Genomic DNA, 12,823 nt, shown 5'->3' on the forward strand with positions numbered 1-12,823 from the left:
ACGGGTCGGACCCGAGCCGGGTCCAGACAACCGACCCACACACTACGCGCTGTCGTTTTGGCTGCCCGGGCGACCCGGCAACGGTGCGGGTCGTCACACCGGAGGCTGACCGGGGCCAGTGAACCGGCGAGCCGAGCCGAAACGTACAGACCAGCATGCTGAGATCCTCGGGCGCACGTTTAGGGACGCTCGATAGGGTCACCAGTGAGGGTTCCGCCCATCTCGCCGAGGAGCACAAACCACCGTGGCTGCCAACCGACCCGCGCACCCCGCACTTGACTGGTCCGACCTCGACCGCCGTGCCGTGGACACCGTCCGCGTACTGGCCATTGATGCCGTGGAGAAGTCCGGCAACGGCCACCCCGGCACGGCGATGAGCCTCGCCCCCGCGGCGTACCTGCTGTTCAACCGCGTCATGCGGCACAACCCCGCCGACCCGAACTGGGCCGGCCGCGACCGGTTCGTGCTCTCCGCCGGCCACTCCAGCCTGACGCTCTACATCCAGCTCTTCCTCGCCGGCTACCCGCTGAGCCTGGACGACCTGAAGTCGCTGCGGCAGTGGGGTTCGCTCACCCCGGGTCACCCGGAGCACGGGCACACCCCTGGCGTCGAGACCACCACCGGTCCACTGGGGCAGGGGCTGGGCAACGCGGTCGGGATGGCCATGGCGGCCCGCCGCGAGCGCGGCCTGTTCGACCCGGAGGCCGAGCCCGGCGAGTCGGTGTTCGACCACCACATCTGGTGCATCGCCTCCGACGGCGACATCGAGGAAGGCATCAGCCACGAGGCGAGTGCCCTGGCCGGGCACCAGCAGCTGGGCAACCTCTGCCTGATCTACGACGACAACGAGATCTCGATCGAGGACGACACCCGGATCGCGATGAGCGAGGACGTGGCGGCCCGCTACGCGGCGTACGGCTGGCACGTGCAGACGGTGGACTGGCGGCGCGGCGACGCCGACCAGGGCGACTACCACGAGAACGTCGAGGAGCTGTACACGGCGCTGCTGGCCGCGAAGGCGGAGACCGGCCGCCCCTCGTTCATCGCGCTGCGCACCATCATCGGCTGGCCGGCGCCGAACAAGCAGAACACCGGCAAGATCCACGGTTCGGCGCTGGGCGCCGACGAGGTGGCCGCCACCAAGGAGATCCTCGGCTTCGACCCGGCCGGGTCGTTCGAGGTGACCGAGGAGGTACTCGCCCACACCCGGCAGGCGTTGCAGCGCGGCCAGGCCGAGCAGCAGCAGTGGACGACCGCCTTCGGCACCTGGTCCGAGGCCAACCCCGAGCGGCGCGCCCTGTACGACCGGCTGACCGGTCGGGTGCTGCCCGAGGGCTGGACGGAGGCGCTGCCGGAGTTCCCGGCCGACGCCAAGGGCGTGGCCACCCGGGCCGCCTCCGGCAAGGTGCTGGCCGCCCTCGCCCCGGTGCTGCCCGAGCTGTGGGGTGGCTCGGCGGACCTGGCCGAGAGCAACAACACCACGATGAAGGGCGAGCCCTCCTTCGTCCCCAGCCAGTACGCGACCAAGGAGTTCCCCGGTCACGAGTACGGCCGTACGCTGCACTTCGGCATCCGTGAGCACGCGATGGGTGCGATCCTCAACGGCATCGCGCTGCACGGCGGCACCCGCCCGTACGGCGGCACCTTCCTGGTCTTCAGCGACTACATGCGTCCCTCGGTGCGGCTGGCCGCACTGATGAAGCTGCCGGTGGTCTACGTCTGGACGCACGACTCGATCGGCCTGGGCGAGGACGGCCCGACCCACCAGCCGGTGGAGCACCTCACCGCGCTGCGCGCCATCCCCGGGCTGGACGTGGTCCGGCCCGCCGACGCCAACGAGACGGCGTGGGCCTGGCGGCAGGCGCTGGAGCACACCGACCGGCCGACCGCGTTGGCGCTGAGCCGGCAGGCCCTGCCGACCCTGGACCGCTCGCAGCTGGCCGGGGCCGAGGGGGTGGCCAAGGGCGGCTACGTGCTGGCCGAGGCGTCCAACGGCAAGCCGCAGGTGATCATCGTCGGTACCGGGTCGGAGGTGCAGCTCTGCCTGACCGCCCGGGAGCGGCTGGAGGCCGACGGCACCCCCACCCGAGTGGTCTCGATGCCCTGTCAGGAGTGGTTCTTCGAGCAGGACGAGGCGTACCGGGAGTCGGTGCTGCCACGCGGGGTAAAGGCCCGGGTGAGCGTGGAGGCGGGCATCGCGATGTCCTGGCGCGCCGTCGTCGGCGACTGCGGTGAGAGCGTCAGCATCGAGCACTACGGCGCGAGCGCCCCGCACTCGGTGCTCTTCGAACAGTTCGGCTTCACCCCCGACCGGATCGTCGCCGCCGCCCACGCGGCGCTGACCCGGGTCGGCGACATCACCGGTTTCACCACCGGCAACTGAGGGGAGCGTTGGCGCACATGACGACCAACAGGCTGGGCGAGCTTTCCGCCGCGGGAGTGGCGGTCTGGCTCGACGACCTTTCTCGGGTACGACTGTCCTCCGGCGGGCTGGACCAGCTGCGTCGGGAGAAGCAGGTGGTCGGGGTGACCACCAACCCGACCATCTTCGCCAAGGCGTTGGGCGACGCCGACGAGTACGACTGGCAGCTGCGCGACCTGGCCGTGCGGGGTGTCGACGTCGAAGAGGCGGTCCGCATGCTCACCACGTACGACGTACGGTGGGCCTGCGACGTGATGCGCCCGGCGTACGACGCCAGCGCGGGCATCGACGGCCGGGTCTCGATCGAGGTGGACCCGCGACTGGCCCACGAGGCGCAGCGCACCGTGGCCGAGGCCAAGGCGCTGTGGTGGCTGGTCGACCGGCCGAACCTGTTCATCAAGATTCCGGCGACCGAGGCGGGTCTGCCGGCGATCACCGCCGCCCTGGCCGAGGGGATCAGCGTCAACGTCACGTTGATCTTCGGCCTGGACCGCTACTCGCAGGTGATGGAGGCGTTCCTCGCCGGGCTGGAGCAGGCCAGGGCCAACGGCCACGACCTGTCGAAGATCACCTCGGTGGCCTCGTTCTTCGTCTCACGGGTCGACAGCGAGGTGGACAAGCGACTGGAGAAGATCGGCTCGGCCGAGGCCAAGGGGCTGCGCGGCAAGGCCGCGGTGGCCAACGCCCGGCTGGCGTACCAGCGTTACAGCGAGGTCTTCTCCTCCGACCGCTGGCAGGCGCTGGCCGACGCCGGAGCGCACCCGCAGCGCCCGCTGTGGGCCTCCACCTCGACGAAGAACCCGGACTACCGGGACGTGATCTACGTCGAGGAGCTGATCGCCCCCGGCACGGTCAACACCATGCCGGAGTCGGTCATCCACGCCTACGCCGAGCACGGCGAGACCCACCCGGACACCGTCACCGGCGCGTACGACGACGCCCGACAGGTCTTCGAAGGCCTCGCCGCGGCGGGCGTCGACATGGCCGACGTGATCGACACGCTGGAACGCGAGGGCGTGGAGAAGTTCGAGGCCAGCTGGAACGAACTGCTCGACGGCGTCCGCAAGTCGCTGGCCGCCGCCGGGCAGGGCGATGGCCACCCCGGCGACGCCGCCCGCGGCAACGCCGACGCCGCCGCGCAGGCCGGAGGCAATGCGTGACGGATCGCTCCGGCAGTCCCCACGCCGTCACCCGGACCGGGTGACGGCGTGGGTGAGCTGCTGGCCGCACCGGCCGAGGCCGCCGGCGGCCTCGCGGTGCACGGCGCGCGGACCGTGGACGCCGACGCGCCGGCCTCCATCCGGCGGGCACTGGTCGAGGCCGGCGTACCCGGCCGGTTGGCGGCCCGGGATCCCGACCTGTGGGGTCCGGCGGCGGCCGCCCGCGCAGCCGACCGGCTCGGCTGGCTGGACACCCACCGACGCAGCCGTGAGCTGCTCCCCCAGCTCGCCGAGCTGACCGCGGAGCTGGCCGACCTGGACCACGTGGTGGTCGCCGCGGCGGGCGGACCGGCGCTCGCGCCGGAAGTCATCGCCCGGACCACCGGCCAGCCGCTCACCGTGCTCGACACCAGCGACCCCGGCCAGATCCGGGCCGCGCTGTCCGACCGGCTGGCGCGCACCGTGGTGGTGCTGGCCGGCAAGTCCGGCTTGACCGTGGAGACCGACTCGCTCGGGCGGGCGTACCGGCAGGCGTTCCTGGACGCCGGCATGACCGAGGCGGAGGCGGGTCGGCACTTCGTCGTGGTCACCGACCCGGGTTCGCCGCTGGAGGCGGTCGCCGCCGAACTGGGTGCGATCACGGTACTCGCCGACCCGCAGGTGGGCGAGGGCTACGCGGCGCTCACCGCGTACGCGCTGGTGCCCTGCGCGCTGGCCGGGGTCGCGGTGGCCGACCTGCTCGACCAGGCCGAGGAGTTCGCGGCCGGGTTGGACCGCCCGGACGGCAACCCCGGGCTCGCCCTCGGCGCCGCCCTGGCCGCCGCGGCGACCACCGGGCGCGACACGATCGCCCTGGTCGGCGACGGCACCGGCGTGGAAGGGCTCGGCGACTGGGTGGAGCAGTTGCTCGCCGGGTCCACCGGCAAGGACGGCCTCGGCCTGCTGCCGGTGGTGGTCGAGTCACCCGGCAGCCCCGGTGCGACCGGTCCCGACGTACTCACCGTCAGCTACGGCGGTGCACTCTCCACCGGTGACCTGCCCGCCCCCGGCGGCAGCACCGACGTGGCGGTCAACGGCCCGCTCGGCGCCCACTTCCTGGCCTGGGAGTACGCCACCGCGGCCGCCGCCAGCGTGCTCGGGGTCGACCCGTTCGACCGGCCCGACGTTACCGACGCCGCGGCGATCGTCGCCGGGACGGCGCCGACGGCGGCAGCCTCGTCCCGCGCGGGCGCGATCGAGGTGTACGCCCCACCCGGCTTCCCGGCCGACCTCACCGCCGCGCTGCGTCACCTGCTCGCCGGGCTGGGCGAACAGGGTTACCTGGCGGTCACGGCGTACCTCGACCGACACGCCGAGGCCGCCGCGGCCCGACTGCGTCCGCTGCTGGCCGGGACCACCGGGCGACCGGTCACCTTCGGTTGGGGTCCGCGCCACCTGTACTCCACCGGGCAGTACCACAAGGGCGGCCCACAGGTGGGTAGTTTTCTTCAGGTAACCGGTACGGTCGATGTTGATCTGCCGGTGCCCGGAAAGCCGTACTCCTTCGGGGAGCTACAGGCGGCGCAGGCCGCCGGAGACCGGCAGGCCCTGGCCGGTCGAGGACGCCCGCTGCTGCACCTGCACCTGACCGAGCGGTCGGCGGGCCTGACCCAACTGCTCGACGCGGTCGGGTCACTGCGGGCATGACGATGGACGACGTGGACGAGCGGAGCGAGGAGGCGGCGTGAACCCGCTGCGCGACCCGCAGGACCGACGGCTGCCGCGGATCCCGGAGCCCTGCGCTCTGGTGATCTTCGGAGTCACCGGTGACCTGGCCCAGAAGAAGCTGCTGCCGGCGGTGTACGACCTGGCGAACCGGGGGCTGCTGCCACCCGGTTTCGTGGTGGTCGGGTTCGCCCGGCGGGACTGGGGCGACGGCGACTTCGCGTCGCTGGCCCGGGAGGCGGCCAAGAACCACTCGCGTACTCCGTGGCGCGAGGAGGTCTGGTCGCGACTGGAGCACAACATCAAGTTCGTCGGCGGCTCGTTCGACGACGACACCGCCTTCGACAACCTCACCCACTGCCTGGACAGCCTGCGCGACAGCCACGGCATCCACGGCAACGCGGCGTTCTACTTCTCCATCCCGCCGGCGGCGTTCCCGGTGGTGCTCAAGCAACTGGCCCGCACCGGCATGGCCGACAACGAGAAGTGCGGCGGCTGGCGCCGGGTGGTCGTGGAGAAGCCGTTCGGCAACGACCTGCCCTCCGCCAAGGCCCTCAACGACCTGGTGGACGACGTGTTCACCCGGCAGGACGTCTTCCGGATCGACCACTACCTCGGCAAGGAGACGGTCCAGAACATCCTCGCCCTGCGCTTCGCCAACACCCTGTTCGAGCCACTGTGGAACTCGCAGTACGTCGACTCGGTGCAGATCACCATGGCCGAGGACGTCGGCATCGGCAGCCGGGCCGGCTTCTACGACTCGGTCGGCACCGCCCGCGACGTCCTGCAGAACCACCTGCTGCAACTGCTCGCCCTGGTCGCGATGGAGGAGCCGACCAGCTTCGACGCCGACGAGATCCGGGCCGAGAAGCTCAAGGTGCTCAAGGCCATCACCTTGCCGCAGGACGTCGCCGAGGGCACCGTACGCGGGCAGTACCTGCCCGGCTGGGTCGGCGGCCAGCGGGCGAAGGGTTACCTGGAGGAGGACGGCGTACCGCCCACCTCGAACACCGAGACGTACGTGGCGGTCCGGCTCGGCATCCAGAACCGGCGGTGGGCCGAGGTGCCGTTCTACATCCGGGCCGGCAAGCGGTTGCCGCGCCGGGTCACCGAGGTCGCGGTGATGTTCAAGCAGGCGCCGCACCTGCCGTTCAGCGCCGCCGACATGGAGATGCTCGGCAACAACCAGCTGGTCATCCGGGTCCAGCCGGACGAGGGCGTGGTGCTCAAGTTCGGCTCGAAGGTGCCGGGCACCACCATGGAGGTCCGCGACATCGCGATGGACTTCCAGTACGGCGAGGCGTTCACCGAGTCCAGCCCCGAGGCGTACGAGCGGCTGGTGCTGGACGTCCTGATCGGCGACCGGACGCTCTTCCCGGACGCCGCCGAGGTCGAACAGAGCTGGGCCGTGGTGGATCCGCTGGAACACGCCTGGGAGGGCACCAAGACGGAGCCCTACCGCGCCGGTGAGTGGGGTCCGCGAGCAGCCGACGAGATGCTGGCCCGCGAGGGCCGCGCCTGGCGGCGGGCGTAACCGAGGACCACGAGCGAACCAGGAGGCTCCGTTGATCGGATTGTGGGACACCACCGGCAACGAGGTGGTCAAGGCACTGGCCGCCGAGCGGCGCAGCGCCGGCGGCGTGGCCAGCGGCATGGCCCTGACCCTGATCGTGGTGGTGGACGAGAAGCGGGTCCGCGAGGCGGAGGCGGCGGCCACCATCGCCGCCGCCGCACACCCGTGCCGGCTGCTGGTGGTGGTCCGCTCCGACGTCGAGCGGGACCGCAGCCGGCTGGACGCGGAGATCGTCGTCGGCGGGCGGTTGGGCCCGTGCGAGGCGGTGGTGATGCGGATGTACGGCCGGCTGGCGCTGCACGCCGAATCGGTGGTGATGCCGCTGCTGGTGCCGGACGTACCCGTGGTCACCTGGTGGCACGGCGAACCACCGGCGGAGATCGCCACGGACTTCCTCGGCGTGGTCGCCGACCGGCGGATCACCGACGCCGCCCAGGCGACCGACCCGATCGACGCGCTGCGTCAGCGGGCCCGCGACTACGCCCCCGGCGACACCGACCTCGCCTGGACCCGGATCACCCCGTGGCGGACCCTGGTCGCGGGCGCGTTCGACACCACCGAGGCACAGCTCACCGACGCCGCCGTCGTCGCACCACCGACCGACCCGACCGCCGCGCTGATGCGGGGCTGGTTGCGCAGCCGACTGGGCATCAAGCCACGCTGGGAGCGGGCCAAGGAGTTCCCCCGGATGCGCGAGGTGCAGCTACGTTGCGCCAACGGCGACGAGCTGACGCTGACCAGGGACGACAGCATGGCGGTCTTCCGGCGTACCGGCCAGGAGGATCGGATGCTGCCGCTGGTACGCCGGCCGCTCGGCGACGAACTGGCCGAGGAGTTGCGCCGGCTCGGCCCCGACCCGGTGTACGCCGACGCGCTCGGTGCCTTCGCCGGGCTGACCAACCTGGACCGCCGCCCCGGCCAACGGGTGCACGTCTGGAAGGATCCGGCCACCGCCGAGCGCGCCGAGGCGGGCGTCACCGCCCACGCCAGCACGAACACCGGTTCCTGACCCCCCAGCAGCACGACACCGACCGCCCCGCGGTCGCGGAAGGACACCATGAGTGAGGCGAGTGTCGCCGTACACGCCGACGCCGACCTGCTGGCGCAGGCGGTCGCGGCCCGGCTGGTGGTACGGCTGCTCGACGCGCAGGCCGCCCGCGGCCAGGCGTCGGTGGTACTGACCGGCGGACGGATCGCGGCGGCGGTCTACCGCGCGGTGGCCGCGTTGCCGGCACGGGACGCGGTCGACTGGTCGCGGGTCGACGTCTGGTGGGGCGACGAACGGTTCCTGCCCGCCGGTGACCCGGAGCGCAACGAGACCCAGGCCCGGGCCGCGCTGCTCGACGCGGTACCGGTCGACCCGGACCGGATCCATCCGATGCCGGCCTCCGACGGCGGCGCCGACCCGGAGGAGGCCGCCGCCCGGTACGCCGCCGAGTTGGCCCGGGCGGCCCGGCCGGGCACCGCCGCGCTCCCCCACTTCGACGTGCTGATGCTCGGCGTCGGCGAGGACGGCCACGTCGCCTCGGTCTTCCCGGAACACCCGGTGCACTACGAGAACCGGCCGGTCAGCGCGGTCCGGGGCAGCCCCAAGCCGCCGCCGGTACGGATCACCCTCACCCTGCCGACGATCAACACCGCCGAGGAGGTGTGGCTGGTCGCCGGCGGCGCCGACAAGGCCCACGCGGTCGGCATGGCGCTGGCCGGCGCCGGCCCGGTGCAGATTCCGGCGGCCGGGGTACACGGCACCGGCCGTACCCTCTGGCTGCTCGACCGCGCCGCCGCGGCCTCCGTCCCCGCCCGCTTCCGCAGCCTGCGGTAGACGCGGCCGCAGAGCGGCGGGCGGACGGCGGGATCAGGGTCGGCCGCGTCGGTCCCGCAACGCGGCGAGGGCCTCGGCGAGGATCGCCGCACCCTCGGCGTCGGTACGCCGCTCCTTCACGTACGCCAGATGGGTCTTGTACGGCTCGGGCCGGGCGCCGCCCGGCGGATCCTGCGCGTCCGGACCGGCGGGCAGCCCACAGCGGGTGCAGTCCCACGCGGTCGGGGCCGCCACGTCGGCGGCGATCCGGATGTCGGTGCGGTGCCCGTTGCGGCACCAGTAGCTGACCGACCGGCACGGGACCGGCCGGTGGCGTTCGGGATGGCGCGGAGGTGCTGACCCGACCCGGGCGCCCCGGATGACGTTGCCGTTCGACACGGCGCTCGCTCCTGTCGTCGAAGGGGACCGCCGTCGGAGGGGTGGCCGGCGGGCGACGCGGTGCAGCGGGTGAAACGGACTGCGCGCGGCCCGTCGGGTGACGGACCGCGCGCAGATTGTACGACGTACGGGGCCTGCTCAGACGCCCACCTGGAGCCGGATCCAGAGGCCGAGCCCGACGATGCAGGCGAACCAGACGATGCCCACCAGAACGGTGTAGCGGTCCAGGTTCTTCTCAGCCACTGACGAGCCGGCCAGGCTGGAGCTGACGCCACCGCCGAACATGCTGGACAACCCACCACCCTTGCCCCGGTGCAGCAGAATCAGCAGGACGAGCAAGAAGCTCGTGATGACCAGCAACACGATCAACGTGTAGGCGAACCAGATCGGCATGGCGGGGGTCAGTCCTCTCGTTACGATCCTCGCCCGGGCAGTTCGGGCACGGCGGCACCGACCGGCGGACGGGCGGAGTCAAGGATAGCGAGCGATCAGCCGGTGATGTGCTCCGGGAACCGGCAGATCTTCGCGAACTCCTCGGCGTCCAGACTGGCGCCGCCGATCAGGGCACCGTCCACGTCCGGCTGGGCCATGATCGCCGCGATGTTGGACGACTTCACCGAACCACCGTAGAGGACCCGGACCTGGTCCGCGGTGCCCTGGTCGAAGGTCTCGGCCAGCCGGGACCGCACCGCGCCGCACACCTCCTGGGCGTCCTCGGGGGTGGCGGTCTTGCCGGTGCCGATCGCCCAGACCGGCTCGTAGGCCACCACGACCTTGGTCACCTGCTCGGCGGTCAGCCCCTTGAGGGCCGCGTCGAGCTGCTCGGTGCAGTGCGCGACCTGCCCGCCCTGCTCCCGCACGTCCAGCCCCTCGCCCACGCAGAGGATCGGGGTCAGCCCGTTGGTCAGCGCGGCCTGCACCTTCGCGCCCACCAGCGCGTCGTCCTCGCGGTGGTATTCCCGCCGCTCGGAGTGCCCGACCACCACGTACGTGCAGCCCAGCTTCGCCAGCATCGCACCGGAGATCTCACCGGTGTAGGCGCCCGAGGCGTGCGCGGAGAGGTCCTGCGCCCCGTAGCCGATCAGCAGCTTGTCCCCCTCCACCACGGTCTGCACCGTACGCAGGTCGGTGAAGGGCGGCAGGACGACCGCCTCCACCTCGGTGAGCTGCTTCTCGGTGAGGCTGGCCGCCAGCTTCTGCACCAGCAGGTTGGCCTCGAGGTGGTTGAGGTTCATCTTCCAGTTGCCGGCCATCAGCGGCCGGCGGGTAACGCTCGCCATCAGTTCTCCAGGGCCGCGATGCCGGGGAGGGTCTTGCCCTCCAGGTACTCCAGGGAGGCGCCGCCGCCGGTGGAGATGTGCCCGAAGGACTTCTCGTCCAGGCCCAGGGCCCGCACCGCCGCGGCCGAGTCACCGCCCCCGACCACGCTGAACGCGTCGGACTCGGCGATCGCCTCGGCGACCCCCCGGGTGCCGTTGGCGAACGCCGCCATCTCGAACACGCCCATCGGGCCGTTCCAGAAGATCGTCCGCGCGTTGGCCGTGCCGCCGGCCGCCGAACCGCGCAGCGCGGCCGCGAAGCCGGCCACCGTCTCCGGGCCGATGTCGAGCCCGACCCGGTGGCTGGGGATGCCGTCGGCCGGCACCACGTCGTGCGCGGCGTCCGGGGCGAAGGCGTCCGCGGCCACCACGTCGACCGGGAGCATGATCTTGCCGTCGGCGCGCTCCAGCAGGTTGCGGCAGGTCTCGACCATGTCCTTCTCCAGCAGCGAGGTGCCCACCTCGTGGCCCTGGGCCTTGAGGAAGGTGAAGCACATGCCGCCGCCGATGAGCAGCCGGTCGACCGTGGGCAGCAGCGCCTCGATCACTGCGAGCTTGTCGGAGACCTTGGAACCGCCGAGCACCACCACGTACGGCCGCTCCGGGTCGCCGGTGAGCGTGGAGAGCACCTCCACCTCGCGCAGCACCAGGCGACCGGCGACGTGCGGCAGCCGCGCCGGCACGTCGTACACGCTGGCGTGCTTGCGGTGCACGGCGCCGAAGGCATCGTCGACGTACGCGTCACCGAACGCCGCGAGCTGGTCGGCGAAGGCCCCCCGCTCGGCGTCGTCCTTGCTGGTCTCACCCTTGTTGAAGCGCAGGTTCTCCAGCAGCGCGACCTCGCCGTCGGCCAACGCCGCGACGACCGCCTGGGCCGACTCGCCGACCGTGTCGGAGGCGAAGTGCACCGGCGTGCCGAGCAGCTCACCGAGCCGACCGGCCACCGGGTTGAGGCTGAACTGCGGATCCGGCTCGCCCTTCGGCCGGCCCAGGTGCGAGCAGACGACCACCTTGGCGCCGGCCTCGGTGAGCGCCCCCAGGGTCGGCAGGACCGCGCGGATGCGGCCGTCGTCCGTGATCGCACCGGTCTGCTTGTCGAGCGGGACGTTCAGGTCGGCGCGCACCAGCACGCGCCGACCCGACACCCCCTCGGCGAGCAGATCGTCGAGGGTACGGATGCTCGCACTCACAGCGACTGACCGACCAGCTTGACCAGGTCGACGAGGCGGTTGGAGTAGCCCCACTCGTTGTCGTACCAACCGACGACCTTGACCTGGTTGCCGATGACCTTGGTCAGCGGCGCGTCGAAGATGCAGGACGCCGGGTCGGTGACGATGTCGGCGGAGACGATCGGGTCCTCGTTGTAGGTCAGGATGCCCCGCAGCGGGCCCTCGGCGGCGGCCTTCAGCGCGGCGTTGACCTCGTCCACCGTGGTCTCCCGACCGACGGTGACGGTGAGGTCGGTGGCGGAGCCGGTGGGGATCGGCACCCGCAGCGCGTACCCGTCGAGCTTGCCCTTCAGGTCCGGCAGCACCAGGCCGATGGCCTTCGCCGCACCGGTCGAGGTCGGCACGATGTTCAGCGCGGCGGCGCGGGCCCGACGCAGGTCGGAGTGCGGCGCGTCCTGCAGGTTCTGGTCCTGGGTGTACGCGTGGATGGTGGTCATCAGACCCTGCTGGATGCCGAACGTGTCGTGCAGCACCTTCGCCATCGGCGCGAGGCAGTTGGTGGTGCAGGAGGCGTTCGAGATGATGTTGTGCTTGGCCGGGTCGTACGAGCCCTCGTTGACGCCCATCACCACGGTGACGTCCTCGTTCTTGGCCGGCGCCGAGATGATGACCTTCTTGGCCCCGCCGTCGAGGTGCGCCTTGGCCTTGGTGGCGTCGGTGAAGAAGCCGGTGGACTCGATGACCACGTCCGCGCCGACCTCGCCCCACGGCAGCGCCGCCGGGTCCCGCTCGGCGAACGCCTTGATGCTCTTGCCGCCCACGGTGATCTCGTCGGCGGTCGCCTTCACCTCGTGCGGGAGGCGGCCCAGGATGCTGTCGTACTTGACAAGGTGGGCGAGCGTGCCGTTGTCGGTGAGGTCGTTGACCGCAACGATCTCGACGTCCGCGCCGGACGCCAGCACTGCCCGGAAGAAGTTACGGCCGATCCGGCCGAAGCCGTTGATGCCAACCCGGATGGTCACAGGTCCCATCTCCTCGCGTTTGTGGTCCGCCGGCGTGGAGACCCCCGGCCGGCGAAGCGGTGTGCGCCGACCGTTGGAGCCGGCCGTTGACGATTCATCTCGGCCACCCCGCCGCGGTCCCGGAGGGACCTGACCGCCCGAGGCGGTGGGTGCGGCGGGAGCGCCGGTTCCGGCCCCCTTGCCGTACGCAGCGACCATATCCGAGCGCGCCGACCCGCGCTGCGTCGGGTGGTTGCCCTCCCACGCCACGCGGA

At 72.0% G+C, this 12,823-nt stretch carries 11 protein-coding genes; 6 read left to right on the forward strand and 5 right to left on the reverse strand.

Annotation, left to right across the window (positions count from 1 at the left end; all coding sequences use genetic code 11):
* Positions 1-244 precede the first annotated feature (244 nt).
* From tkt to pgl, 6 genes are read left to right on the forward strand one after another with little or no spacing between them, the layout of a single operon-like run.
* Complete coding sequence (gene tkt / locus D2L64_RS18035) at positions 245-2,383, forward strand: transketolase (RefSeq protein ID WP_119578093.1); 2,139 nt, start codon at positions 245-247, stop codon at positions 2,381-2,383.
* 17 nt (positions 2,384-2,400) lie between these two features.
* Complete coding sequence (tal, locus tag D2L64_RS18040; RefSeq protein ID WP_119578094.1) at positions 2,401-3,582, forward strand: transaldolase; 1,182 nt, start codon at positions 2,401-2,403, stop codon at positions 3,580-3,582.
* Between the two features lie 48 nt (positions 3,583-3,630).
* Positions 3,631-5,268: a glucose-6-phosphate isomerase gene (locus D2L64_RS18045; protein ID WP_119578095.1), complete on the forward strand. Its 1,638-nt coding sequence runs from the start codon at positions 3,631-3,633 to the stop codon at positions 5,266-5,268.
* Positions 5,269-5,305: 37 nt separating this feature from the next.
* Positions 5,306-6,820 (forward strand): glucose-6-phosphate dehydrogenase, encoded by a 1,515-nt coding sequence (zwf, locus tag D2L64_RS18050; protein WP_119578096.1) that lies wholly within the window; start codon positions 5,306-5,308, stop codon positions 6,818-6,820.
* Positions 6,821-6,851: 31 nt separating this feature from the next.
* On the forward strand, positions 6,852-7,868 hold the full coding sequence (locus D2L64_RS18055; protein WP_119578097.1) for a glucose-6-phosphate dehydrogenase assembly protein OpcA: 1,017 nt from the start codon (positions 6,852-6,854) through the stop codon (positions 7,866-7,868).
* Positions 7,869-7,916: 48 nt separating this feature from the next.
* On the forward strand, positions 7,917-8,681 hold the full coding sequence (pgl, locus tag D2L64_RS18060; RefSeq protein WP_119578098.1) for a 6-phosphogluconolactonase: 765 nt from the start codon (positions 7,917-7,919) through the stop codon (positions 8,679-8,681).
* Between the two features lie 33 nt (positions 8,682-8,714).
* Here the strand turns inward: pgl and D2L64_RS18065 are convergent, their stop codons facing one another.
* The 5 genes from D2L64_RS18065 to gap all read right to left on the reverse strand — a co-directional run bounded on the left by D2L64_RS18065 (position 8,715) and on the right by gap (position 12,569).
* Complete coding sequence (locus D2L64_RS18065; protein WP_119578099.1) at positions 8,715-9,059, reverse strand: RNA polymerase-binding protein RbpA; 345 nt, start codon at positions 9,057-9,059, stop codon at positions 8,715-8,717.
* A 138-nt stretch (positions 9,060-9,197) separates the two neighbouring features.
* On the reverse strand, positions 9,198-9,452 hold the full coding sequence (gene secG / locus D2L64_RS18070) for a preprotein translocase subunit SecG (RefSeq protein ID WP_119578100.1): 255 nt from the start codon (positions 9,450-9,452) through the stop codon (positions 9,198-9,200).
* A 95-nt stretch (positions 9,453-9,547) separates the two neighbouring features.
* Positions 9,548-10,339: a triose-phosphate isomerase gene (gene tpiA / locus D2L64_RS18075; RefSeq protein ID WP_119578101.1), complete on the reverse strand. Its 792-nt coding sequence runs from the start codon at positions 10,337-10,339 to the stop codon at positions 9,548-9,550.
* Positions 10,339-11,568: a phosphoglycerate kinase gene (locus D2L64_RS18080; protein ID WP_233559013.1), complete on the reverse strand. Its 1,230-nt coding sequence runs from the start codon at positions 11,566-11,568 to the stop codon at positions 10,339-10,341. The genes tpiA and D2L64_RS18080 overlap by 1 nt, the downstream gene beginning before the upstream one ends.
* Positions 11,565-12,569, reverse strand: coding sequence for a type I glyceraldehyde-3-phosphate dehydrogenase (gap, locus tag D2L64_RS18085; RefSeq protein WP_119578102.1), 1,005 nt, complete (start codon positions 12,567-12,569; stop codon positions 11,565-11,567). The genes D2L64_RS18080 and gap overlap by 4 nt, the downstream gene beginning before the upstream one ends.
* Positions 12,570-12,823: the final 254 nt, after the last annotated feature.

Origin of the sequence: Micromonospora radicis (assembly GCF_003583405.1) — a bacterium.
GTDB lineage: Bacteria > Actinomycetota > Actinomycetes > Mycobacteriales > Micromonosporaceae > Micromonospora > Micromonospora radicis.

Bases quoted from the DNA above. Each gene is read 5' to 3' on its own strand.
- tal (WP_119578094.1), top strand. From the start codon at position 2,401: ATGACGACCAACAGGCTGGGCGAGCTTTCCGCCGCGGGAGTGGCGGTC.
- pgl (WP_119578098.1), top strand. From the start codon at position 7,917: ATGAGTGAGGCGAGTGTCGCCGTACACGCCGACGCCGACCTGCTGGCG.
- secG (WP_119578100.1), bottom strand. From the start codon at position 9,452: ATGCCGATCTGGTTCGCCTACACGTTGATCGTGTTGCTGGTCATCACG.
- tpiA (WP_119578101.1), bottom strand. From the start codon at position 10,339: ATGGCGAGCGTTACCCGCCGGCCGCTGATGGCCGGCAACTGGAAGATG.